The organism is Mycobacterium gordonae (genome assembly GCF_017086405.1).
Taxonomy (GTDB): Bacteria; Actinomycetota; Actinomycetes; order Mycobacteriales; family Mycobacteriaceae; genus Mycobacterium; species Mycobacterium gordonae_D.
This window is the reverse complement of the sequence record NZ_CP070973.1, coordinates 2,737,924-2,760,494: the sequence shown is the minus strand read 5'-3', so window position 1 is coordinate 2,760,494 and position 22,571 is coordinate 2,737,924. Positions and strand designations below refer to the sequence as shown.

Sequence of the window (22,571 nt, the reverse complement as noted above, 5' to 3'; positions counted from 1 at the left end):
GGCCGTCTCGAAACCGGTCCGCTGGACCGGCTGTTGCGCTACTCTCTGGCCCCTATGGCGGGTGTCGCACCAGGCAGGCTCATCATCCTCAACGGCGGATCCAGTGCCGGGAAGACGTCGCTTGCCCAGGCATTTCAGGATGTGGCCGGCGAATGCTGGATCCACCTCGGCATCGACGTGTTCTGGCTCGCCCTGCCGCCCGAGCAACTCGACCTGGCCCGGGTGCGCCCCGAGTACTACACGTGGGACAGCGCCGTCGAGGACGACGGCCTGGAGTACTTCACCGTGCATCCCGGCCCGTTGCTCGACCGCGCGATGCGTGCCCGCCACCACGCCATCAGGGCCTACCTGGACAACGGTATGAACGTCATCGCCGACGACGTGATCTGGAAGCGAGACTGGCTGCTGGACGCGTTGGAGGTTTTCCAGGGCTGCCAGGTATGGATGGTGGGCGTGCACGTGTCCGACGCCGAGGGGGCGCGCCGGGAGCAGGAGCGTGGCAACCGGTATCCGGGCTGGAACCGTGGCAGCGCGCGAGCGGCCCACGCCGACGCCGAATACGACTTCGAGGTGGACACCACCACGACTCCCGTCGCCGTGCTGGCGCGGCGCCTCGACGGGCTGTACCGAGCCTGTCCGGAGCCGAAGGCATTCGACCGGTTGCGCCAGCGCTTGCTGCCGACAACACATTTCGCCGAAAACGCTCATACGGCGCCGTGATTTCGGATACGGTAGCCTCGCGTCGCGTTGCAGAGTGGTCGGGGAATCAAGGCTGGTTGGCAACGCGGCGCCCCCGTTCGCGCGGCGATGGGTCCGATCTCAATCTCCTTTGGCCGCTTGTTTTTTCGCCGATGATCGGTCGGTCCGGCGTATCGTCTCGCCGCAACGCTTGATACCTGCCTCTGCTTCGGTCGTCCCGGACGGATACGACAAACGCAAAAGGGCCATCGCGGCCGAGTTGCTTCCCTGGCACCGGCGGGTCTGGCGAATCTGAACACCAGCATCGGCAATGACGGCGGCCAAAATCTCGACGCGGGAAACACCGGCGACAACAACGTCGGCGGCGGCAATACCTGAAAATCCAACCTGGGCAGCGGAAATTACGGTAACGCCAATGTGGGCAGCGGCAACGTCGGCTCCACCAACTTCGGCAGCGGCACGGGTTCTGGAACGCGGGGTCGGTCGACACCGGCCTCGGCAGCTCGGAAACCCCGTGGGCGTGACGAATTCAGGATTCGGAAAGGTCGGCAGCAACCTGTCCGGCTGCTACAACACCGGCATCGACAACTCGGGCACCGACAACTCGGGGTCTGCAACACCGGTAACACCAGTTCCGGCGGTTGGCATCGGGGCGAAGACCCGTCAGGTTTCTTCAATTATCCTGTGCAACTAGAGCTTTCGCCCATCGGTAGTCCGCCTTTCCCGACGGTGACCGCTGCAGCTTGGCGCAGAAGATGACTTCTTTGGGCAGCTTGTAGCGGGCGATGTGACGCGCGGCTTCGGCGATGATGGCCTCGGCATCGACCTGTGCGCCGTCGGCCAACTGCACCAGCGCGACGACCTCGTTTCCCCACCGCTCACTGGGACGGCCGGTCACTACTACGTCGTAGACGGCGGGGTGCTCGTTGATCGCGGCCTCGACCTCCTCGGCGAAGATCTTCTCGCCACCGGAGTTGATGGTCACCGAATCCCGGCCCAACAGCTCGATCTGTCCGTCGGCATCCCAGCGGGCCCGGTCACCGGGGACCGAGTGCCGAATTCCGGCGATGACGGGAAACGTCTTGGCCGTCTTCGCCGGATCGCCGAGGTATCCCAGCGGAATCTGGCCCTGCTGGGCGAGCCAGCCGATCTCGTCGTCACCCGGCGACAGGATCCGCGTCAGATCCTCGCTGACCACCACCGCACCCGGGTTGGGCGCGAACCGGCCCGATGCATGCTGTCCCGCGCTGGAGACCTGTCCCATCTGCGCGCCCGATTCCGAGGAGCCCCCCGCGTCCAGGATGGTCAGGTGCGGCAGCAGTTCCACGAACCGCTGCTTGAGCGGTGCGCTCAGCGCCGCCCCGCCGGTGACCAATACGAAAAGACCGGACAGGTCATAGGAGCCGGCCTGCAGTTCGTCGAGCAGCGGCCGGCCGAACGCGTCTCCGACGATCGACAACGACACCACCCGCTCGCGACTGGCCAGCGTCCACACTTCGGCCGGATCCAGATGAGTGGTGGTCGGCGCCATCACGAACGGCCTTCCGGCGCACAGGCTGATGAATGCCGCCCATTGCGCCGCCCCGTGCATGAGTGGTGCGGCCGTCATGGATCCCGGCCCTTCGGGCCGCGACCGCTCGATGATTTCGTGCAGACTGCGCACCGGCTCTCCGGTGCCAAAAGCCTTCCCGCCCATGGCGTTCATGAAGATGTCGTTCTGCCGCCAGAGCACCGCTTTGGGCAGTCCGGTGGTCCCGCCGGTGTAGAGCATGTAGAGATCGTCCGGCGACGGCACGACGCTCAACGGCTCGTCGGAAACCGACGCCAGCAACTCCTCGTAGCGCACCGCTCCCGGTAACGGCGCATTGCCGGACCCGTCGTCGACATGGATCAGGCGGGGCCGGCCCGGTGCCCGTTCAAGCGCCACGGCCAGGGTCGGCGCAAAACGCGCCTGGTACAGCACGGCGTCCGCCTCCGCGTTGCCGATAAGGTAGACCAACTCGTCGGCGACGTAGCGGTAGTTGATGTTGAACGGCGCGACGCGGGCCTTGTACGCACCGAGCATGCCCTCCAGAAACTCGTTGCAGTTGGCCAGATACAGGCCGAGGTGGCTCTGGCCGGATTCGTGCGGCGCCAACTCCGAGCGTTCCCGGTGGGCGCCCAACCCCCACTGGTGCAGAGCACGCGCGAACCTTCGGGCTCGTTCCTCGGTTTGGGCGAAGGTGAACCGCCGGTCACCGAACACGATGGCGTCCCGGTCGGGATTGGCCGCGGCCACCGCCGAAACCACCTGGGCAAGGTTGAATTCCACGTGAACCTCCCGAGCCGTCCTGACGTCGTGACCCCACGACAGTATCGACACCGCGGATTCATCTGACACCGTTGCGCCGCACAGGGCGCGCCGGTCAGGCATCCTTTACCCATGGATCTGGACGCCCTGCTGCATTCAATCCCGCCGCTCGCGATTTACCTGCTGGTCGGCGGCGTCGTCGGAGTGGAGAGCCTGGGCATCCCGCTGCCGGGCGAGATCGTGTTGGTCAGCGCCGCGTTGATGTCCTCGCATCACGAAATCGGCGTCAACCCGATCGGCGTTGGTGCGGCCGCGGTGATCGGCGCGGTGATAGGCGACTCGATCGGCTACTCGATCGGGCGGCGGTTCGGCATGCCGCTGTTCGACCGGCTCGGGCGCCGGTTCCCCAAACACTTCGGCCCCGGACACGTCGCCCTCGCCGAACGGACCTTCAACCGCTGGGGTGTGCGCGCGGTGTTCTTCGGCCGCTTCATCGCGCTACTGCGCATCTTCGCCGGGCCGCTCGCCGGCGCGTTGAAGATGCCCTACCCCCGATTCCTGGCGGCCAACGTGGGCGGGGGCATCTGTTGGGCGGGCGGCACCACCGCCCTCGTCTACTACGCGGGCGTGGCCGCCGAGCGCTGGATGTCGCGGTTCTCCTGGGTGGCTCTGGGCATCGCCGTCATCTGCGGCGTCACCGCGTCGATCCTGCTGCGCGAGCGCACATCCCGCGCGATCGCCGAACTCGAGGAAGAGCACTACCGCAAGACCGGAACCCCGGCGCCGGAAAAGGCCGCCTGAGCTATCCCAGCGCCCTTTCCCGGTCTTGCTCGAGGGCGAGATCGCCCTGCGGACGGTGTTGTTCGATGAGGGTGCGGGCCATGGCGCGGGACCGGAGGGCGGCTTCCAAGTCGCCGACCGCCGCGAGAATGATCGCGCCCTTCATCAGGATCTGCCAGGAACGCGCGAAATCCTCGACGTCGCGCAATCCCGCTGCCTCGGCGCGCGTGAGCACAATCTGCCGCACGTTGTCGATGTGGGCGATGCTCGCCTTTCCGGCGGGGTGGTCGGCCCCGAGCTCGAGCAGCACATTGATGAAGGAGCACCCCTCGTAGCCGTCACGGTCGTGGAACCACTGGTGCAGGACGTCGAAGATGGCCAGCAACTGGTCCTCGGGAGTCTCGCCCATGGCGGCGGACCGCGCCTCGATCAGCCCGTGCGTCCAGCGCAGCTCCCGCCGCTCGAGCACCGCCAAGACCAGCGCGTTCTTGGTCGGGAAGTGCCGATAGAGCGTCGCTTTGGCCACTCCGGCGCGCTCGATCACTTCCTCGGTGCCGACAGCCCGGATTCCGCGCCGGCTGAACAGCTCGTAGGCGGCATTCAGGATGCGTTCGCGGGCGGGCACGGTGGGCACGGCGAGACCCGTGACGTCGGGCGTTGTCATAACGAGACTTACCGTACTCTTACCCCCGCCACGTAGACAGACCGCCCTGTCTTGTTATAGAACTGATACTCACAGGGCGAATTATCTGTCTGTCTTCAGATGCGCAGGACGGGCATCCTTCGCGGCGTGTTTTACGCCAGCCGAATAGGAGTGCACCATGAGCCTGGTCATTGCTGAATCTTTTTCCACACATCTCACCCTCAGTACCCGCTTGGTCTACCAACTCGGCGAGCCGCGAAGCACCCTTCGCGCGATCACCGATCGCAGCGGCGATGCGGTGGTGATCCACGCCGGCGGCGAAATCGACGCCTGCAACGAGGACACCTGGCGCCAGCTAGTGACCGAAGCGGCAGCCACCACCACCGCACCGGGACCGTTTGTCGTCGACGTGACCGACGTCGATTTCATGGGATGCTGCGCCTACGGCGTACTTGCCGACGCCGCCCAACAGTGTCGTAACCGCGGCATCGAACTGCGGCTGGTAACCCACGCGCCGATCGTCACGCGCATCATCGAGGCCTGCGGGTTGAGCGCGCTGTTACCGGTATTTCCGACGGTGGACAACGCTCTCACGATCTGCTGAAAGACGGTTACGCCGCACCGTGGCGAGCGCCGCTGGCCGCCAACTCGCGGCCGGCGGCGGTCGGCGGCGGCCCCACCTCGAGCACCGATCGAACCGCCGCGCGCAGGTAATCACGCAGGACGGGGAGGCTGTATCGGCCACCCCGCAGGCCGATCCACTTCGGCAGATCGATAATGCAGGCCGCGACCAGATCGACTGCGCTCTCGTCACTGCGCGCCCAGAGACCTTCGGCCAGTTGGGCCATCACCGCGGCCAGTTCACGCTCGAGAGCCCGCAGATGATCGGCGATCTCGGCCGGCATCGGCTGGCTTACGATGTCGTCGCGACGCACCGTCATCAGGCACGCCGACGACCCCGGGTACAGGTCCGGGTACAGCAGCGAGGTCTCCGCGGCGGCATAGATCGCGTCCAGCGGTTCACTGCCAGGCCGGGTCCTGGCCTCCTCGACCAGACTGGTCAGCTGGTCGAGGAAACGGCGTTCCGCGCGGATCCAGACCCGGCCCAGCAGGCCGCCACGGGATTCGAAGGTGCGGTAGATCGCGCCGTTGGAAATGCCGGTGGCTTTGGTGAGCGCACGAATGGTCACGGCTTCGATGCCGTCCTGGGCGACCAGGTCCTCGGTGGAATCAAGGACGTAGTCGTGTTCTTGCAAGCGGGGACTCAACACTGCTAGATCGCTCCTTCATTGGGACGTGCTGTGCACGCTCGCCGAACCCACCCAAGAGACCCCGTAAGGGCCGAACCCCCGGTTCCCTTCGAGCCATTGTCCCCAACGAGGCCGGTTTGTACTGGGAAATCGCCGAATGGCGAAATTCTCAGGGGCAACACCAATGAAGTCCGGTGTGTGGCGACCTTGCTCGGGTAGGTTGCGGAGATGAGCACGCGGCGCTCGGAGGGCGACCTTCCGACCGTCGGCGTGGAGGAAGAATTTCTCCTGGTCGTCCCGGAAACCGGCGAGCCGGCGCCCCGCAATCGTGAGGTGGCCGCCGAGTCCGAACGTCGCGGCGTCGAACTGGACCTGGAGCTGGCCAGCTGCCAAGTGGAGACCACGTCCAGTGTCTCGACCAGTGCCGCACAACTACACACCGAACTCACGGCACTGCGCCGCACGGCTGCACAGGCCGCCGAAGCCGTCGGTGTCCGGTTGCTGGCGCTCGGACTGCCGCCCGTGACGCCGCACGAGTTCCCGGTGACCGACACACCGCGCTACGGGCAGATCGGGGACCAGTTCGGGATGGTGGCCCATGAGCAGGGCATCTGTGGATGCCACGTTCATGTCCAGGTGCCCGACCGCGGCGCGGCCGTCCACGCCGGCAACTGGCTGCGGCCGTGGCTACCGACTTTGCTTGCACTGTCGGCGAATTCGGCGATCTACCGGAGCAGCGACTCGGGTTATGCGAGCTGGCGCAGCGTGCTGTGGCGGCGCTGGCCGGTCGCCGGCGCGCCGCCGTATTTCGCCTCGATCGACGAGTACGACCAGACGGTGCGCATGCTGGTCGATACCGGGGTGATCCTGGATGCCGGGATGGTCTATTGGGACGTGCGCCCCTCAGCGGATTTTCCGACCGTCGAGGTCCGGGTGGCCGATGTGCCGGCCACGGCCGCCGACACCGTGTTGCTGGCAACGCTGATCCGGGCGGCCGTGATCACGGCGGTGGACGAGCGTGATCGCCGCGTCGACCGGTTGCCGCCGGCCGCCCTGCGGGCCGCGTACTGGAAGGCCGCCCACGACGGACTGAGCGGCACCACATTGGATCTGGTCGGCGGCCGCGGGGCGGTGCCGGTGCGCGAGCAGTTGAGCGCGTTGGTGCGCCGGGTCCGTCCGGCCTTGGACGCCCTGGACGAATACCACCATGTCGTCGACGAATTGGACCGGGTCACCGAGGTTGGCAACGGGGCGATGCGGCAACGTCGATCGTGGCAGCGCCGAGGCTCGGCGCTGGACGTCATTGAGGACGCCGCGGCGGCGACAATCGGCTGAGTCGGTCACGGCCTACTGCGACGCGCGGAGGGTGAATGGGTGATCGCGCCACATGCGCGCCACCAGCAGCAGCGCCACCAGCGGGTAGGGCAGGTTATAGGCAAGCGACAGAACGGGATTAGCGAACTTGTAGTCGAATGTCGTGCCCGGTCCGCAGACCCGCTGGAACAGGGCAGCGTCGCCGAGGATGCCGACAGCCAGGTACACGCCGGTGCCCATCACCACCATCCCCGCGTAGAACACGGCCGGCAGCCGAATCCAATCGCGGCCACGCGCAAAGGCGTAGATCAGCACCAGGTAGAAGATGCCGAACAGAATCGCCGAGACGAACCCAACCGTGATCTGGACGAAGCGCGGATTCTCCAGCACCAACCGTTCGTTGCCGTCTTCGAAGAGGAACTGCTCGACGACGTACCACGAATCCCGTCTGGGCGGCCCAATCGTGTTGATGGTGTCGACGACCAGCGAGGTCATGGCGAAAAATGAAAAAGCGATGATGAAAAACCAATCGCGACGACGTTCGTGCAACGGGATCGAGGGCGCCGGGTTTGCGGTGATTGCGGTCGACATGCGCCGAATCCTACGTCCGCCGCAGCCCCAGAAGCATGCGATTCACCAGGTGCGGCCCGCTTTGGCCACACGTTCCGACGAGGCAGTCGGCGGCCCCGGTGGCGTCGTCGAGGGTGTTTGCTGCCGCCCCATCCGCACCCGCCGGCCCCATCTTGCCGCCGGAGTTCATCATCAGGCAGGTACGGCGCCGCCTTAAGCGGGTTGCCCGATCCATTGGAGAACCGCACCAGATCGGCACCGGCGAGCCGTCGAGATGCCTTGCCCGCGCAGGGCAGGTGCCTTTGGCGTGCAGTGCGCGATAGCCTGGGCAGGCACCGCTGACACCCCCGGGTCGCGGCGATGGCATCCTCAGCAGGTGTAACCGGCATTGCCGATCGTATGCCTGCACGGGCCCTCCTACACGGTGAGCAGCCGGTACAGACCGAGCAATCCGACCACCACGATGGTGGCGCGCAGCGCATTTGGTGACAGCCGCCGTCCGTAGCGGGCACCGATCAATCCTCCGATCAGGGAGCCGCCGGCGATCAATCCGGCCACCGGCCAGCTGATGCGATCCCAGGCGACCAGCGTATAGCTAAGCGCTGCAACGATATTCACAATCATCGTGAGTAGATTCTTCGCTGCGTTCATGCGCTGCACCGATTCCGGCAACAAAGCACCCATCACACCGACCAGCAGGATGCCCTGCGCGGCGGTGAAATAACCGCCGTAGGCGCCGACGACGAAGGTACCGATCACCAGTGCCGTCATTCTCCTCGATGAGATGTGATCAGCGGAGCGGCCCGCATCTTCGGCACGCCGACGAGCCCACGACTGGATGCCTGGTCCGATCACCACCAGGATCAATGCCAGCACCAGCAGGATGGGCACGATTCGGGTGAAGACCTTCTCGGGCAGGTGCAACAGCAGGTAAGCACCCAGCACCGCCCCTGCCAGCGACGCCGGAATCTGCCATCGCAGCCGATCCCACTGTCCGCGCAATTCCCGGCGATAACCCCAGGTTCCCGAAACGCCACCCGCGACCAGTCCCACCGCGTTTGACATGGTGGCGGTGACCGGCGGATATCCGAGCGCGACCAGGGTTGGAAAGGTGATGAGGGTGCCGGATCCGACGAGCGCGTTGATCGCGCCGGCCCCGAGCCCCGCCAGTCCGATCAAGATCATGTGGGAAACCGACACCCGAAAACCCTAGACGCAAGCCGGTATCGATGAATCGTCGTGCGCGCCGAACACGCGACACCGCGCGTCGATCGCAGGTCCGACGCGGTTCACCGACAGCGCAGATTAGTTCGTCGCGACGTGCGATGAATCGGCGGTGCGCTCGGAGCGGCCGCCCACGGCGCGTGGAGCGACGGAATCGACCCGAGCACCCGCCGCGTCGGCCTAACTACCGGTGTAGGGCAGGTTGGGGATGTTGGGGATGTTCGGAAGGCTGTTCAGCGACGGCATCGGTCCGCCCTGCTGGAACAGCTGGACCGCGGCGTTCTGCCCGTTTTCGTTGGCGACCCAGTCACGCACCGTGGTGTAGAGGTTGGTGCTGGCCTGGGTGGCCAGTTTCGCGGCCAGGTCATACATCGTCATGGTCGTGCCCGGGATGACCTGGCTGCCACGCGTGGTGCGCGGGCCGTCCTTGTTCAACACGGTGTGGCACTCCTGGAATCCGGGCGGCGGTCCGCCGGCCGGGCAGCCCTCCAAGGGGAACTGCTGGGAGAAGTCGATGTTGTAGTAGCCGGTGTGCAGATCTGCCGGGAAGTCGGCGGGGTTGCAGGTCGGGAAGATCGGTGGCGCCAGACGGTCCAGCTGTCCGATGGCGACGTTCTCCTCGACCCAGTTGGAGTGGGCGTAGAAGTCCTGCTGGGTGTGGAGCAGGGCACCGAATGCCGCCCGGGCGCCTGGCCCGTCGGCCTCCACGTTGCCGTTGAGCACTGACCCGCTGAGCACGATGGGCGAGAAGACGTCCCACGCCTGGCGGGCGCGATTGCAGATGTCGACGGGATTGATCGAGTTGTCGAGGTGGCGGAACTCGTCAGTGGCGAATGCGTCGCTGCCCATGGCACCGCCGCCCGGCGGCGGACCGATGAGGATCTGGTTGACCGCCAACTGGCTGACCTGATCGGCTGGCAGTGCGTTGCGGGTGATCGTCTCGTGGTACTTGACGTAGAAGGCGTGTGCCGGTGGGGCCCCGAAGGATGCGACAGCGGCCAGGCTCGCCACGATCGCGACGAGGACGCCCAGTGGGTGTCTGCGGGTTGGCGTCATGAAATCTCCGTGCTCGATGGACGTGGTGTCGTGCGCTTTCCTAGACGTTTCCTCATGAACCCTACGAAATCAATAAACAGCCGGTGATATCAGCATGGGTGAATACGAGCGGAATAATTGGGCAGCCGTCCAATAGTGCCAGGACCCGGACAAGAGATATTGCGGCGCTTGGCATTTCACTTCGCGCTTGACGACCGACGGGCACGTCCGAAATCGGGACAGGTGTGATTTCGCACCGGCTTCCGGGGCGTTAGAGGTAGGGCAGCGTGGTGGTGCGGTAGGTCTCGACGGTGTCTGCGAGCAGTTCGCCGAACTTGTCCCGCAGCGCCGCAGTGGCTTCGCCAACCGGCTTATCGCAGAAACGACATTGCGTCGTGAAGCGAGTCTGCTCCCCCTCCTGCGGCCAGAATCGGCGCGGGCCCACCACGGCGCCGGGGTCGTACTGGACTGACTGGTGGGCACTTTCGCGCAGAATCCGGCCCACCGGATGACCTTGCGGGCATTCAAGCTTGAGCGTGCCGATGCCCTCGTTGAAGCTCATACGGTTGACGGTATGCCAACGCTGCCCGGCTCGCCTTCACTAGACGTCGGCGATGCTGTATCGCTTCTTGTTCGGCGGCTCGGCCAACAGCGGGGGAAGCTCGGTCACCTTGCCTTCGCCGGCACGGAAACGACGGTAAGCCTCGTCGTGCTCGACGGATTCCCAGACCTCGTAGATCAGCCAGTGCGCCTCGTCGTCCTCGTCGACCCAGACGTCGGTTTGAACGTTGCCGTCGAACCCGCGAGTGACCTCGAGCGTCCGGCTCATCAATTCCCGGCCGGCAGCCACCGACTCGGGCTTGAACTGGAGCTCGAGAATCACTATGACCGCCATGTCGTCTCCTTGTCGCCCTTTGAAATGGGGTGGGCTCGGTTGGCCGCATCACCGAGTCTGAATTCTTGCAGGTCTGCTCTCGCACTTTCGCTGCAGGCTCTCAGCCTCGGCAGTCTGAAGTGATCTATCCGTCGTCGCGCCCTCGGCCGGCCGCCCACTCCTTGGCCTGCTCGAGCGCGTCGAGGCCGAATACCGCGAGCTCGCCCGGGACGATCCACGCGAGAGCATGCAGCACATGAGCAACCCAGTCGAGGTCGGTGACGATCGCGATCCGCGTGAAGGCTGAATGATGCGGCAGGACGGTGCCGAAGCCGAGCTTCAGGTCTTCGATCAACCCACCGGGCCCGAAACCCTCGTAATCCGACGGGATGACCTCGACGATCCTGATATCACCGGCGTTCAGCCGCTCATGCAGGCTCGGCTTGATCGCGCGTAGCTCATCGCCGCGCAGTCGGCCCGATACGCGGATGCCGGTCACTCCCTGCGGCATGTCTGGCAACAGTTCAATCATCGGGTTCTTCTTTCCATCTCGGGACGCCCCCGGCCCAGTCAACCCGTGCCAAAGCAGCCGCGCAACGGTTCTGCGAAGGCACCGTCAGTGGGGCAATCCCGTTGTGGGGTAAGAACTCCCAGGGGGAACGAAGACGTCGTTGAGGGTGACGGTGCGCAGCGAGCGTGCGCGGATGATCTCGACCAGTTGCCCGTAGACATGGGTGACCGGCGCGTGGTTGAGGTGGCCTATCACGATGTTCTGGGGGGTGAAATATCGCTGCGCCAGTTGCACGATCACGGCTTCGGGAAGCAGCGCGGAATCCCGCAGGTCGCCGCTCCACAGGGTCGGATTCCGATAGCCCAGATCGGCCGCTACCGCATCGACCGCGGCATTGCGGTGGCCGTACGGGGGACGGAAGTACGGGGCGGCGTCCACGCCATAGGTGTTGCGCAGGAACACATCCGTGGTGTTCAGCTCTTCTTCGATCCGGGTCGGCGAGAGCCGCGTCAGGTCCGGGTGGGTCCAGGTGTGGTTGGCCAATTGGATCTGACCGGATTCCACGAGCGGGCGCAGCAGCGCTGCATTGTCCGCCCACGCGCGATAGCCGCCGGTGACGAAATAGGTGAGCCGGACACCGGTGTCCTTGGCGAACTGTGTGTAGAGCCGCACCACGTCGCTGTCGGCGCCGTCATCGACCGTCCACGCCAGCAGGTCGCCGCCACCGGGGAGTTGCTTCAGTACCGCGCCTCTGGGCAGTGGCAGCCGTGACCCAGGGTCAGGCGGCGGCAGCACGTTGGGGCGCAAAGGGCCCGGATCGGGCGCTGCACCGAGCACGTCGGCGCGAGCCGCTGGCATCCCGCCCGCCGCTACGGTCGCAGCCACGGCGAGCAGGAACCGCCGCCGGTCCAGTTCGCTCACGGGTGCGCTCCTCTGGCCGCCGCGCCGTTTCAGGCGATATGGATAGCCTTGCAAGTGCCTGACACGGTAGGGCGCCGGCCACTGCGATTGACCGCGCCGCTCTCGGGTGTCGCCGTCGGGTACGAACTTGTGACCTGGGAGTGGTCAGCCTGCAATCGGGCGCCGGTCCGGCCGTGATTCGGCGGAGTCGACCTGCAGAGTTTTTGTGGTGGTCCCGGCTGGGATCGAACCAGCGACCTTCCGCGTGTGAAGCGGACGCTCTTCCACTGAGCCACGGGACCGGCGCCGAGAGGCGAACGACGTCGAAGACTAACACGACCGTCGGATAGGCCGGGCGGCCCAGGCCTGCTGAGCCCCTCCTGGGCCGTCTTCGACACGCTCTGACCAAGGAATTTGTGTGGGCCGGTTCACTGGACTATCGTCGTGCTTCGCACCGGGCGACGATCTCGCCCGTTGCGCGCGGATGTAGCGCAGTTGGTAGCGCATCACCTTGCCAAGGTGAGGGTCGCGGGTTCGAATCCCGTCATCCGCTCGAAGGTGCGAATTGGCATCAATCCCCAGCGGTGGAGTGGCCGAGTGGTGAGGCAACGGCCTGCAAAGCCGTGCACACGGGTTCGATTCCCGTCTCCACCTCCGATTTCGATCCCCCAGCGCGATTAGCTCAGCGGGAGAGCGCTTCCCTGACACGGAAGAGGTCACTGGTTCAATCCCAGTATCGCGCACCAGAGTTTGTGCAGTTCAGACGAGCTTTTTACGCCTTAGATTCAGCGGCATGCCAGATACATGCCAGATTGGTTCGGCAGCTCGGGTTCGACCCGAGAGGTTAGTCATGCCCACCGCATCACCCCCTCCCCCGTGCGGGGCGATGAACGACGACACCGCGACCACCTGGCGGGATCTGTCCAGTCAACTGACGAGATCCCAGGTGCTGCGCTTCGAATGCCACGAGCAACTTCTGCGAACCCCAGAAGACGGGCAAGACCTTACTTCACGAGGCCGGTGGGAGGCACGCCAGAACCTCAATGACGCCTATAGGTTCGGGCACATCCCACTCCCGGCTGGCTGCACGGCACCCGGTCACTGGAAGGCCGACAACGCAGGCATCTGGACCCGCACCGTGGAATTTTCCCGCCGGTCCGAGGACCGCCCCGGCTCCGACTCGACCGTCTATCTGGACGGTGTGCAGGCCAGCGACGGCACCGTCCAATGGTCCCTGTTCGTGCTGGCCGACGACCGGGAGCCGCTCAGCGTTGATCAGGCGCGCAGCTTCGCTGCAATGATCGCGACGGCCGCCGACGAATTGGAGCGCCTGCGGTGAGCGCCGTCCTGCGGCTGGTGCCCGATGCTGGTGCTGGTGATGACGACGGCGGGTTGACCGCGTTGGGAGTAGTGGGAGCTGTACTTGCGCGGCGCCGGCCGCTCCAATCGGACCATCTCCGAGACGATCAATGTGCTCCGCCGCTTGGAAAAGTTCGCGGGGACGCGCGTCGAATCTGTTCGGCCACTTGATATTGCGCGATTCCTCGGTCGCAGGCGGCTCAAGCAGAACAGCCGCGCCGCCTACTACGGATACATTCACACGTTCTATCGATGCTGGGGTGAGAACGACGGCGTCAACACCGCGGGGAACCTGCCCTCGTCCGAAGGCGCCGAAAGGCGTGCCCCGACCGATCACCGATGAGCAGCTGAGCAACTTGCTGGCATTACGGATGCACCGGCGAACCCGGGTGATGATCCTGCTGGCCGCATTCGCCGGCCTGCGTGTTCACGAAATCGCAAAGATCCCGCGGCGAGGACGTTGATCCGATGGCCCGCCCGCTGCACGTCACCGGCAAGGGCAATGTGACGGCGGAACTGCCCCTACATCCACCCCGGGTCGAGGCCGCGGGGGAATGCCGCGCCGGGGCTGGTGGTTCCCCGGGAACTCCCGCCGCACCGGCCAGCCGATCTTTTCTCGGAGTGATGCTGACCTCATCGGCGACGCCATGGAGGGGCGGGTATCCCCGGCCAGCCTGGTGAACAGCGGCACCGACCCGCGCACAGGCCCTGATGCGCCACGCCCAGCTAAACACCATCGCGATCTACGTTGACATCGCCAACCCCAACCACGCGGAATCGATCGACCGATTGCCCGCCTAGGTGCGTCAAGAGCAAGACCGCTGCTCCCAGCGGGAGGTTCAGATGTCCGGTCTTGTCGGTGGCTGTTGGCACACTTATCCGAAGGATCACTCGGAGTGGGTGGTCCCATTAACCAAGGAGGGCTCGCCATGGGCGGCAAGTTCAGGATCAACACGGCCGGAATGAAGAAGCTTGAGCGCGATCTGCAGAAGAAGTTTTCCGGCGGAGTCCGAGTGCCGCTCGAGGGTTCAGAGAGCGACGCGGTCCAGAGCGTTAAGAGGCAGCTCGAGGACATGGGGGCCGTCCCGAATGAATCCGAGGTCAAGAAGATGGTTCGGAAGAGTCGAGAGAATTCATGATGCCGTTCGCCAAATCAATCTTGGCCGTTAGCGGTATCGCACGGTGAAGCTCGGAGGACAAAAGAAAGTTTCAGCTGCGTCGATCGCGGTAGGTGACCAGATCTTCCGAACAACGCCCGACGGCGTTGACATGATGATGGTGGTCGAACAAGTCGCCTGTTGGCGACGGTTGAAAGTCCGGCCACTCGCAACGGTTGAAAAGTAGGCCACCCAATCAGATTGGATGGGTGATCTCCTTGGAAGACTGGGCGTTGATCCGGCATCTTCATCGCAGCGAGGGTTTGTCGCAGCGGGCCATTGCACGCCAGCTCGGCATCGCGCGTGACACGGTGGCCGGGGCGCTGGCCGGCGATGGTCCACCGAAGTACGAGCGAGCTTCGGCGCCGTCGGCGATCAGCGAGGTGGAGCCGCGGATCCGGGCGTTGCTGTCGGCCTATCCGCAGATGCCGGCGACGGTGCTCGCCGAGCGGGTCGGGTGGACGGGTTCGATCTCCTGGTTCCGCGAGCGGGTCCGAGCGATCCGCCCGGAGCACCTGCTCGCCGATCCGGTTGACCGCCTCGACCATCCTCCGGGGCGAGCGGTTCAGTGCGACCTGTGGTTCCCGGCACCCAGGATCGCGGTCGGGTTCGGCCAGGAGGCGATGCTGCCGGTGCTGGTGATGGTCGCGGCGTTCTCCCGGTTCATCGCCGCAATGATGCTGCCCTCGCGTCAGACGATGGACCTGGTGGCCGGGATGTGGCAGCTACTCTCGGGCAGCTTCACCGCGGCACCCCATGAGTTGTGGTGGGACAACGAGGCCGGGATCGGACGCCGCGGTCGGTTGACCGATCCGGTCACCGCGTTGATGGGCACGCTCGGGTCGCGGCTGGTGCAACTCAAACCCTATGACCCCGAATCCAAGGGGATCGTGGAGCGAGCCAACCGCTATTTGGAGACCTCGTTCCTGCCGGGGCGCAGCTTCACTTCGCCAGCGGACTTCAACACTCAACTGGGCCAATGGCTTCCGACCGCCAACGCCCGTCGGGTGCGGGTCCTCGATGGTCGTCCGGTCGACTTCCTCGACGGCGATCGAGCCCAGATGCTGGCGTTGCCGCCCGTGGCGCCGGTCACCGAGGCGGTGACCTCGGTGCGGCTGGGGCGCGACTACTACGTGCGGGTGGCCGGCAACGACTACTCCGTGGACCCGCATGCGATCGGACAGCTCGTCGAGGTGAGGACCACCTTGAATCAGGTGGTGGTGACCCGAGCGGGGCGCCAGCTGGCGGCTCATGACCGCTGCTGGGCGGTACGACAAACGCTGACCGATCCCACCCACGTCGCGACTGCCGCAGCATTGCGTCGACAGTTCCAAACCGGCCCACCACCGGTGGTCGGTGATTACCTGGTCCGTGATCTGGCCGACTACGACCGCGCGTTCGGTGTCGACTTCACCACGGCAACAGTCACTTCCGACGGGGAGGTGGCGTGATCATGGCCGAGGATCCGATCAAATCCGTCCTGCATTACGCCCAGGCCCTTAAGGCGCCGCGCATCCGCGACGCCGCCGCCCGGCTCGCCGAGCAAGCCCGTGACGCCAACTGGACTCATGAGGAGTATCTGGCGGCGGTGCTTTCCCGGGAGGTCGCGGCCCGGGAAGCCTCCGGTGCGGCGACCCGCATCCGCTCGGCGGGGTTTCCGACGCGCAAGTCGTTGGAAGACTTCAACTTCGATCACCAACCGGCCTTGAACCGGGACATGGTCGCCCACCTAGGCACGGGTGCGTTCCTGGCCAGGTCCCGCAACGTGGTGCTGCTCGGCCCACCGGGAACCGGCAAGACTCACCTCGCCATCGGATTGGCCATCAAAGCCGCCCAGACCGGGCATCGCATCGCGTTCGCCACCGCGGTGGACTGGGTCGCTCGCCTCAAGGCCGCCCACACCGCGGGGCGACTGCCCGTCGAGTTGGCCAAGTTGCGCCGCATCGGCCTTCTCGTCGTCGACGAGGTCGGATACATCCCCTTCGAACAGGACGCCGCGAACTTGTTCTTCCAACTGGTCTCCAGCCGCTACGAACACGCCTCGCTGATTCTGACCTCGAACCTGCCCTTCGCCCGCTGGGGCGACGTGTTCGGAGATCAAGTCGTCGCCGCGGCGATGATCGACCGCATCGTCCACCACGCCGACGTCCTGACCCTCAAAGGCTCCAGCTACCGGCTCAAAGACACCGGAATCGACACCCTGCCCTCCGCCAGAGCCGACAACACGGCACAATAACCACCGACCACGTGGCCTACTTTTCACCGTCGTCTGTGGCCTAGTTTTCGACCGTCGTCAACAGTCGCCACGGGCGTCTACGAGGGAAAAGACCTCTTCGTCTGGCGGGGCACGACGTTTACATTGACCGGTTCGGGCGCCGGCCCCGGGGGCGCGTTTCTCGGAGACATGGTTGCCGTTCCGTATGGCATCGGCGAATGGCCGATTCCGGTAACCGGGAGCGTCATGAAAGCTGTGCCCGTCGAAGACAGCGACTGGAGCATGCCGTAGTCTGCCCAGCACTCCCGGCAGGGAGGTACACATGCTTGCGTGACCCTGGCCGCGCTTCTGGCAGTCGCCGGGGCACCTTCTTGGAGGGCGCGTTTCGCTGGCGTGGAACGTTCTGACTTCGCTGGCAGCGAGGCGGCCAAAACTGACTCCGTCTTGATTGTTGGCGAGAAGGTGGTCAACGCCGGCCAATCGCCCTTCCACATTGCCGAGTGGCCCCAGCAGGGGCGAGCGGACAAGACGTGACGAAGAATCCGATGGCGCGATCGGGTCACCACAAGTTTCCTGCGAATATCCGCCAGGGGCATCCGGGGGCTTCTTCACGGAACTCTATGCGGTGTCCGCTCTGTCACCGTGGGGCGAGGCGGTCTGACCCGTCCCGGCGAGTCCGGAGACTGTATTTCGTGGATCACCCTGCCTTTGGTGGGGTGGGGACTGACCCCGGTTTGGTTGACTCCTGACCTGTGAGGATTCGTCCTTGCTGGAAGGATCATTCTCGTGCCGAAACCGTTTCCTGCCGAGTTCCGAGCCGATGTCATCGCCGTGGCCCGCAAGGGTGAGGCGCCGTTGCGCCAGATCGCGAAAGACTTCGGCATCTCGGAGGCCTGCCTGCATCGCTGGCTCAAGATCGCCGACCGTGAGGATGGCCTCGGCCGGCCCGCGTCACCGGCCGCCCCCGACGACGTGGCCGCGCAGTTGCGCGAAGCGCACAAGCGAATCAAGCTCCTCGAGCAGGAAGCTGAGGTGATGCGCCGCGCGGTCGGTTACCTGTCGCGGGACGCCAACCCAAAATGATGTACCCGCTGGTCCTCGACCTTGCCGCCGACGGGATACCCGTCACGGTGACCTGCCGGGTCCTGGGATTCTCCACCCAGGCGTTCTACAAATGGCGCAAAACACCCCTGTCGCAGCGTGATTGGGACGATGCGCACCTGATCAACGCCGCCCGCGACATCCACGCCGATGACCCCGCCTTCGGCTACCGATTCATCGCCGACGAACTTCCCGAGCGCGGGATCACTGCTGGGGAGAACCGTGTCGCACGGTTGTGCTCCCAGGAGCGGATCTGGTCCATCTTCGCCAAGAAACGTGGACTGAACCGCCGATCCGGCCCGCCGGTCCATGACGACCTCGTCCAGCGTCAGTTCAGCGCCCACACCGTCAACCAGGTATGGCTGGCCGACATCACCGAACACCGGACCGATGAGGGCAAGCTCTACCTCTGTGCGATCAAGGACGTGTACTCCAACCGGATTGTGGGTTACTCGATCGACTCACGGATGAAGTCCTCGCTGGCGGTGGCAGCCCTGGACAATGCCGTCGCGCTGCGGTCACCCGTCGCGACGATCGTTCACTCCGACAGGGGCAGTCCTGGCTGCCCGCATCGCTGTGCGCAATCAACCCGCGCAAGGTGGTGGTGCCGTCCTGAGCGCGAGTGAAGAACGCATGCTCGATGGCGTCGAGGACCAGGTCGGTGGTCATGGATCTGGCGGCTCGCCAGCCCAGAATCCGGCGGCTGTAGGCGTCGATGACGAATGCGACGTAGACGAACCCCATCCAGGTCGCCACATAGGTAAAGTCGGCCACCCACAACCGATTTGGCGCCGCGGCATAGAAGCGACGGTCCACTAGATCCGGGTATCGCCGATGAGCGTCGTCAGCGATGGTGGTCTTGTGCTTGGACCCGTACCGCGCGCCCTCCCAACCGTTCTCGCCCATGATCCGCTCGACCGTGCACCGGGCGACATCGTGGCCCTGACCGCGTAGCCAGATCCACAACTTGCGTGACCCCAACGTCTGGACAAAGCGACCCCGCTTCTTGTCTTCCCTTGCCGCGGTGATTATCTCGACCAACTCGGCGTCACGGACCTGCCGCCGTGTCGGGATCTTGACGATCCACTCGTAGTAGGTCGACGGACTGATCGGCACACCGTGCTCAGACAGCACAGCGCACATGGGCTCGACACCCCAGCGCAGGCCGGCCCCGCCGTCGGGGCCGGCCACCTGGTGGTCCTTGTGTTCGGCGATGAACCGGATCACCGTTTCCCGGGCCGGTCGAGCTCGGCCCCGAAGAAAATCGCCGCTGCTTTCAAGATCTCATTGGCCCGGCGCAGCTCCGCAATCTCCTTGCGCAGCGCCTTGTTCTCCTCGGCCATCTGAGTCGTCACACCAGGCCGCTGGCCGGTGTCGACTTCCGCGCGACGGATCCAGGTCCGCAACGTCTCTGGTGTCCCGATCCCCAGCATGCCCGCCACAGCGGTGATCGCCGCCCACTGCGACGGGTACTGCGGGCGCACCTCGGCGACCATGCGCACGGCACGCTCACGCAGCTCGTCGGGGTACTTGCTGACACGTCCCATAACCCAGATCCTCCCAAGATCGGGAGTCTCCGGACTCGCCGGGACGGGTCACTGGCTTATCGTTCCTAATTCTGTGTTGACCCACGTTCGGTAGCCGACGGGGATCTTCCATCCGCCACGGCGGGCCGTGCGGGTCACCAGCAGGTCGGACAAACTCAGGGCGGCAGGCGTCCAAGCCTCGGCAACAGCGGCGCAGAGCGCGTCACCCATCTCCGCTGTGACCCCGCCGGGCGCTATCTCACGTACATCAATGGCGATGGCGTGAAGGGGAACACGTCGTCCCTGTGATCGCGATCCCGCTGAAACTTGCACATGAAGCGCAGCCGCAGGGCCTTTCCCTGAGACCGTGAACAGATAGCCGCTCTCCGGTTCCGGATCGCCGAATGTTCCAGTTGTGACGTGGCTTCTTACGATGTCCGCCAACGCTTCTGGCGTTCCCCGCCATTCTTGATGCTGTGGTGTTTCCCAGCTAGGTATCGACAGCGCAGACGCCAATGTGGACAAGAGTGCGTCGGTGCGGCGGGCGATCCATTCTGGCGACTCTCCGGTAGCGACCCAAATCGCATTCAATGAAAAGTCGGCGGCCCAGATAGGCCGCACTTGCGAAAGGGTCACAGTTTCGGAGTGTAGATGACCTGCGAGTGTGTTTTTGCGCTACGCTCCGGCGAACGGGTACCAGTCCGGTATAGCTTCCGGTGGTCGTGGGTATTTCTGCAGATCCATGATGTAGGCTTCCTCGTCTATTGGAGCAAGCCAAAGGGGCTTTTTATCGTAATTATATTCGAAATGGTATTTTCCTTCGTTGGTTAAGTCGAGGCGAAGTGATAACCATGCACCCTTGCCCAAGGTGGACATAAACTCGCGAAGGTCTAGAAGTGCGTCGATCAACTTGGCTGGTGGAGCAAGTGGCTCGACAGTTCCATCGTTCAGTGTGTACCTGATGACCGCCTCGGCCAGAGGCCCTGCGCGCCGGAACTCCATCCAGCACGATTGCCAGCCTCCCTCGGGTAGGTTGTAAAAAAGCCACTTAACGGCTTCTTGCTCAAGCTGACCCTCTTTAACTAGAAAGGGGGGTTCATCTGCCACGGTCCGCGCCCCTCAGTAGTTGTCGAAGAACCTGGTTCCGACCAGTTTACCATCGACGATGGTGTTGACAACGTAGCGGCTGGGCCGCATGGAATTATCTGGATATTCTATTTGCACATCAACATCAACATTGTGACCCTGTTTGAGTAGCGATTTCCATTCGTTTTCCAGAGCGGCGTAACTGCTTTTATTTACCGTACCATCCATGGCAGTGATATTGATCGCTTCACCGGGTCCGCCGAATTGCGCTCCAAAAATATGGCCACCGTGGTCGCCCGGAAGCCGGTCAGTGCCGCCTGCAATACCCTGCTGGTAAGCGTTGCGGTCGCTTGGACTGCCAAACTCTAACGAACCGCTAGCGTCAGTGGATCGGTGCAAGTCGTCTGTGTTGTAACTGAATCGGTTGTCGACCGTGTAGTGCGTGTTGGGCTGAGGGTTGTTGAGATCGGGATTCCACGCGCCTGTGCCGCCTGATTCAGCACTTATGTGAATCAGGCCGTCTCCGGGCGGGGCATGGGCAACAGCAGCATCAGAGTGTGGCGGGGATGGCGCGTCAAGGGTGTGATGGCCGACGCCCCCGAGATCATCGAAAGCGTGGACGGCGTCGTCGGCGTGGTGGGCAGCCGTGGCGGCGTCGACTCCGAGGTGGATACCCTCCCCGAGGAATTTGGCACCGGGGATGGGGATGAGGCCTGCGGCGTCGAGGACGGCTCCGGTTTGGTCGGCTCCGGAGTGATGGCCCCAATTGGTAAACACGTCAATGTCTTTGGCGACATCGGGGATAAGCCCGAAGCTGCCTTCGCTTAGGGCGCGGCTGGTTTGCGCGAACGCCGATGGTTGGGCGGGGAAGGCTTGGACGTCAGCGTGTTCGGGGAGTGCGGGAATCGGCACTGATTGGCCACCGAGTGCTTCGCGGGCCTGGCTGAGTCCTGCGAGAGTGGCGGTCTGTTCGGTGAGGTTATGGCGGGCATCAAATAAGGCTCGGCTGGCCGCGTCGAGATCACTGCGTGGCGGTCCGGTGCCGGGAGCGCTGGTATAGAGCGCTTTGGCGACCGAGTCGACTTTGGCCTGCGCTGCCGCGACCGCCTGCTGAGCGGCGCTGACCTTGGCTTGTTGTTGCTCAACGACCGCGGGGTTGGAGGCGACTGCTATGACATCTAAGGGGGAACCGGCGCTGGGTTTGACGCCGGTGGGCTTGCCGGTGACCACACCGGCCAGGGTGTCGGTGACATTAGCGGTGGCACCTGGTCTAGCGTCAGCAATGGCCGCGAGCAGATCTTCAGGTTTACCTGGCCGACCTGCAACTCCCGGTGCACCGGCGGGTGAATTGTTCGGCACCGTCGAAGGTGGCGAGTTGGGCACTGCGCTGGGCAGAACAAGGTCCTGCCAGGTTTTGGGACCCCCGGATGGCTCGGCCTGCCCGCTGAGCAGCGTGACTGGCGACGCGGGAGGCGCGCCGAATGCGGGTCCGACAGCGGCAATCGCAGCGCCGAAGTTAAGGGCTTTCCCCACCTCGGCCTCAGCGTCCCGGATCTGTTGCGCCACGGCGAGTTCGGCGGCCCACCACTTGGCGGCCTCGGATTTCAATTCCGCCTCGGCTGCAGCGACAGTCTTTGCGTTGGCCTCAGCTGTCTCTTTGCTGGTCCCTTCCGGCGGGGTGTAGCTGATCGAGAGGTCCTCATTGACGTGGACCCCGGCGTGGGAGTCGGCGTTTTCGATGATCTGCTTGGCATTGGTCAGCGGCGGCATCAGAGTCGAGCTGACCGTCTTGGCGATCTGCCGGGCGGCGGCATCCACGGCGTCGCGCACCTGTGTCACCGCCTGAAAGTCCTGGCGGGCACGCTCTCTAGCCGCTTCAGCGGTTCGCCCATCCCACAACGAGCCACCGGGACGCTGCACGCAGTGCAGGTACTCTTCGGCGTGCTGCTCCAAGACGTCGACAGTGGTCTTCCACCCGTCGACGTGGTCAAGAACCCTGAGTGGGTCGGCGTGCAAAATCTGCGACTTGGTCGGCAT

General features: G+C 64.7%; 22 protein-coding genes, 4 tRNA genes and 2 pseudogenes. 12 read left to right on the top strand and 16 right to left on the bottom strand.

Going from position 1 to position 22,571, the window contains the following annotated elements; genetic code table 11:
- The first annotated feature begins 54 nt into the window (after nucleotides 1-54).
- Nucleotides 55-720 carry a phosphotransferase-like protein gene (locus JX552_RS11905; RefSeq protein ID WP_205878384.1) on the top strand — a complete coding sequence of 222 codons (666 nt, stop codon included), beginning with the start codon at nucleotides 55-57 and terminating at the stop codon, nucleotides 718-720.
- A gap of 99 nt (nucleotides 721-819) precedes the next feature.
- On the opposite strand, the gene JX552_RS11900 is transcribed toward JX552_RS11905, so the two are convergent.
- The gene (locus JX552_RS11900) at nucleotides 820-1,254 is read right to left on the bottom strand and encodes a hypothetical protein (protein WP_205877598.1); all 435 of its coding nucleotides are present in this window, start codon (nucleotides 1,252-1,254) and stop codon (nucleotides 820-822) included.
- Between the two features lie 118 nt (nucleotides 1,255-1,372).
- Nucleotides 1,373-3,010 (bottom strand): acyl-CoA synthetase, encoded by a 1,638-nt coding sequence (locus JX552_RS11895; RefSeq protein WP_205877597.1) that lies wholly within the window; start codon nucleotides 3,008-3,010, stop codon nucleotides 1,373-1,375.
- A 111-nt stretch (nucleotides 3,011-3,121) separates the two neighbouring features.
- On the opposite strand from JX552_RS11895, the gene JX552_RS11890 reads away from it, so the two are divergent.
- The gene (locus tag JX552_RS11890; RefSeq protein ID WP_205877596.1) at nucleotides 3,122-3,790 is read left to right on the top strand and encodes a DedA family protein; all 669 of its coding nucleotides are present in this window, start codon (nucleotides 3,122-3,124) and stop codon (nucleotides 3,788-3,790) included.
- Nucleotide 3,791: 1 nt separating this feature from the next.
- Here the strand turns inward: JX552_RS11890 and JX552_RS11885 are convergent, their stop codons facing one another.
- On the bottom strand, nucleotides 3,792-4,433 hold the full coding sequence (locus JX552_RS11885; RefSeq protein ID WP_205877595.1) for a TetR/AcrR family transcriptional regulator: 642 nt from the start codon (nucleotides 4,431-4,433) through the stop codon (nucleotides 3,792-3,794).
- A gap of 157 nt (nucleotides 4,434-4,590) precedes the next feature.
- Here JX552_RS11885 and JX552_RS11880 point away from each other — a divergent pair, with 157 nt between their 5' ends.
- Entirely contained in the window at nucleotides 4,591-5,016 is a 426-nt protein-coding gene (locus JX552_RS11880; protein ID WP_205877594.1) for an anti-sigma factor antagonist, read from the top strand.
- 7 nt (nucleotides 5,017-5,023) lie between these two features.
- On the opposite strand, the gene JX552_RS11875 is transcribed toward JX552_RS11880, so the two are convergent.
- On the bottom strand, nucleotides 5,024-5,683 hold the full coding sequence (locus JX552_RS11875) for a TetR/AcrR family transcriptional regulator (RefSeq protein ID WP_205877593.1): 660 nt from the start codon (nucleotides 5,681-5,683) through the stop codon (nucleotides 5,024-5,026).
- A 207-nt stretch (nucleotides 5,684-5,890) separates the two neighbouring features.
- Here JX552_RS11875 and JX552_RS11870 point away from each other — a divergent pair, with 207 nt between their 5' ends.
- Complete coding sequence (locus JX552_RS11870; RefSeq protein WP_205877592.1) at nucleotides 5,891-6,997, top strand: carboxylate-amine ligase; 1,107 nt, start codon at nucleotides 5,891-5,893, stop codon at nucleotides 6,995-6,997.
- 12 nt (nucleotides 6,998-7,009) lie between these two features.
- Here the strand turns inward: JX552_RS11870 and JX552_RS11865 are convergent, their stop codons facing one another.
- The 8 genes from JX552_RS11865 to JX552_RS11830 all read right to left on the bottom strand — a co-directional run bounded on the left by JX552_RS11865 (nucleotide 7,010) and on the right by JX552_RS11830 (nucleotide 12,392).
- Nucleotides 7,010-7,471, bottom strand: a complete 462-nt coding sequence (locus JX552_RS11865) for a hypothetical protein (protein WP_241011011.1) — start codon at nucleotides 7,469-7,471, stop codon at nucleotides 7,010-7,012.
- 492 nt (nucleotides 7,472-7,963) lie between these two features.
- Complete coding sequence (locus JX552_RS11860; protein ID WP_205877590.1) at nucleotides 7,964-8,746, bottom strand: sulfite exporter TauE/SafE family protein; 783 nt, start codon at nucleotides 8,744-8,746, stop codon at nucleotides 7,964-7,966.
- A 204-nt stretch (nucleotides 8,747-8,950) separates the two neighbouring features.
- Entirely contained in the window at nucleotides 8,951-9,826 is an 876-nt protein-coding gene (locus JX552_RS11855; RefSeq protein WP_205877589.1) for a hypothetical protein, read from the bottom strand.
- A gap of 250 nt (nucleotides 9,827-10,076) precedes the next feature.
- Nucleotides 10,077-10,367: a hypothetical protein gene (locus JX552_RS11850; RefSeq protein WP_205877588.1), complete on the bottom strand. Its 291-nt coding sequence runs from the start codon at nucleotides 10,365-10,367 to the stop codon at nucleotides 10,077-10,079.
- 39 nt (nucleotides 10,368-10,406) lie between these two features.
- Nucleotides 10,407-10,700: a putative quinol monooxygenase gene (locus JX552_RS11845; RefSeq protein WP_205877587.1), complete on the bottom strand. Its 294-nt coding sequence runs from the start codon at nucleotides 10,698-10,700 to the stop codon at nucleotides 10,407-10,409.
- A gap of 124 nt (nucleotides 10,701-10,824) precedes the next feature.
- A complete protein-coding gene (locus tag JX552_RS11840) occupies nucleotides 10,825-11,211 on the bottom strand; it encodes a SpoIIAA family protein (RefSeq protein WP_205877586.1) in 387 nt (128 codons plus the stop codon).
- 84 nt (nucleotides 11,212-11,295) lie between these two features.
- Nucleotides 11,296-12,102 carry a polysaccharide deacetylase family protein gene (locus JX552_RS11835; RefSeq protein ID WP_205878383.1) on the bottom strand — a complete coding sequence of 269 codons (807 nt, stop codon included), beginning with the start codon at nucleotides 12,100-12,102 and terminating at the stop codon, nucleotides 11,296-11,298.
- Nucleotides 12,103-12,317: 215 nt separating this feature from the next.
- Nucleotides 12,318-12,392, bottom strand: a tRNA-Val gene (locus JX552_RS11830).
- 178 nt (nucleotides 12,393-12,570) lie between these two features.
- On the opposite strand from JX552_RS11830, the gene JX552_RS11825 reads away from it, so the two are divergent.
- The 8 genes and pseudogenes from JX552_RS11825 to JX552_RS11790 all read left to right on the top strand — a co-directional run.
- Nucleotides 12,571-12,643: transfer RNA gene (locus tag JX552_RS11825), tRNA-Gly, on the top strand.
- 30 nt (nucleotides 12,644-12,673) lie between these two features.
- Nucleotides 12,674-12,744 (top strand) — tRNA-Cys (locus tag JX552_RS11820).
- A 17-nt stretch (nucleotides 12,745-12,761) separates the two neighbouring features.
- A tRNA-Val gene (locus JX552_RS11815) sits at nucleotides 12,762-12,836 on the top strand.
- Between the two features lie 140 nt (nucleotides 12,837-12,976).
- The gene (locus JX552_RS11810; protein ID WP_205877585.1) at nucleotides 12,977-13,429 is read left to right on the top strand and encodes a hypothetical protein; all 453 of its coding nucleotides are present in this window, start codon (nucleotides 12,977-12,979) and stop codon (nucleotides 13,427-13,429) included.
- 949 nt (nucleotides 13,430-14,378) lie between these two features.
- Complete coding sequence (locus tag JX552_RS11805; protein WP_205877584.1) at nucleotides 14,379-14,588, top strand: hypothetical protein; 210 nt, start codon at nucleotides 14,379-14,381, stop codon at nucleotides 14,586-14,588.
- A gap of 227 nt (nucleotides 14,589-14,815) precedes the next feature.
- On the top strand, nucleotides 14,816-16,057 hold the full coding sequence (gene istA, locus JX552_RS11800) for an IS21 family transposase (protein ID WP_205873161.1): 1,242 nt from the start codon (nucleotides 14,816-14,818) through the stop codon (nucleotides 16,055-16,057).
- Between the two features lie 2 nt (nucleotides 16,058-16,059).
- Complete coding sequence (istB, locus tag JX552_RS11795; RefSeq protein ID WP_205873160.1) at nucleotides 16,060-16,842, top strand: IS21-like element helper ATPase IstB; 783 nt, start codon at nucleotides 16,060-16,062, stop codon at nucleotides 16,840-16,842.
- Nucleotides 16,843-17,607: 765 nt separating this feature from the next.
- Nucleotides 17,608-18,479 (top strand): annotated as a pseudogene (locus JX552_RS11790) (IS3 family transposase); the annotation flags it as partial.
- Nucleotide 18,480: 1 nt separating this feature from the next.
- Here the strand turns inward: JX552_RS11790 and JX552_RS11785 are convergent.
- The 4 genes and pseudogenes from JX552_RS11785 to JX552_RS11770 form a co-directional block, all read right to left on the bottom strand.
- Nucleotides 18,481-19,469: pseudogene (locus tag JX552_RS11785) on the bottom strand (IS3 family transposase); the annotation flags it as partial.
- 48 nt (nucleotides 19,470-19,517) lie between these two features.
- The gene (locus JX552_RS11780) at nucleotides 19,518-20,084 is read right to left on the bottom strand and encodes a hypothetical protein (protein ID WP_205877583.1); all 567 of its coding nucleotides are present in this window, start codon (nucleotides 20,082-20,084) and stop codon (nucleotides 19,518-19,520) included.
- 39 nt (nucleotides 20,085-20,123) lie between these two features.
- Nucleotides 20,124-20,555: an antitoxin YezG family protein gene (locus JX552_RS11775; protein WP_205877582.1), complete on the bottom strand. Its 432-nt coding sequence runs from the start codon at nucleotides 20,553-20,555 to the stop codon at nucleotides 20,124-20,126.
- Between the two features lie 12 nt (nucleotides 20,556-20,567).
- The gene (locus JX552_RS11770) at nucleotides 20,568-22,571 is read right to left on the bottom strand and encodes a DNA/RNA non-specific endonuclease (protein ID WP_241011009.1); all 2,004 of its coding nucleotides are present in this window, start codon (nucleotides 22,569-22,571) and stop codon (nucleotides 20,568-20,570) included.

What these genes read in the sequence shown, in the direction of transcription:
- JX552_RS11840 (WP_205877586.1), bottom strand. Translation starts at nt 11,211, where the DNA reads ATGATTGAACTGTTGCCAGACATGCCGCAGGGAGTGACCGGCATCCGC.
- JX552_RS11870 (WP_205877592.1), top strand. Translation starts at nt 5,891, where the DNA reads ATGAGCACGCGGCGCTCGGAGGGCGACCTTCCGACCGTCGGCGTGGAG.
- JX552_RS11880 (WP_205877594.1), top strand. Translation starts at nt 4,591, where the DNA reads ATGAGCCTGGTCATTGCTGAATCTTTTTCCACACATCTCACCCTCAGT.
- JX552_RS11810 (WP_205877585.1), top strand. Translation starts at nt 12,977, where the DNA reads ATGAACGACGACACCGCGACCACCTGGCGGGATCTGTCCAGTCAACTG.
- JX552_RS11865 (WP_241011011.1), bottom strand. Translation starts at nt 7,471, where the DNA reads ATGACCTCGCTGGTCGTCGACACCATCAACACGATTGGGCCGCCCAGA.
- JX552_RS11805 (WP_205877584.1), top strand. Translation starts at nt 14,379, where the DNA reads ATGGGCGGCAAGTTCAGGATCAACACGGCCGGAATGAAGAAGCTTGAG.
- JX552_RS11845 (WP_205877587.1), bottom strand. Translation starts at nt 10,700, where the DNA reads ATGGCGGTCATAGTGATTCTCGAGCTCCAGTTCAAGCCCGAGTCGGTG.
- JX552_RS11855 (WP_205877589.1), bottom strand. Translation starts at nt 9,826, where the DNA reads ATGACGCCAACCCGCAGACACCCACTGGGCGTCCTCGTCGCGATCGTG.
- JX552_RS11885 (WP_205877595.1), bottom strand. Translation starts at nt 4,433, where the DNA reads ATGACAACGCCCGACGTCACGGGTCTCGCCGTGCCCACCGTGCCCGCC.
- istB (WP_205873160.1), top strand. Translation starts at nt 16,060, where the DNA reads ATGGCCGAGGATCCGATCAAATCCGTCCTGCATTACGCCCAGGCCCTT.
- JX552_RS11905 (WP_205878384.1), top strand. Translation starts at nt 55, where the DNA reads ATGGCGGGTGTCGCACCAGGCAGGCTCATCATCCTCAACGGCGGATCC.
- JX552_RS11850 (WP_205877588.1), bottom strand. Translation starts at nt 10,367, where the DNA reads ATGAGCTTCAACGAGGGCATCGGCACGCTCAAGCTTGAATGCCCGCAA.
- JX552_RS11770 (WP_241011009.1), bottom strand. Translation starts at nt 22,571, where the DNA reads ATGCCGACCAAGTCGCAGATTTTGCACGCCGACCCACTCAGGGTTCTT.
- JX552_RS11890 (WP_205877596.1), top strand. Translation starts at nt 3,122, where the DNA reads ATGGATCTGGACGCCCTGCTGCATTCAATCCCGCCGCTCGCGATTTAC.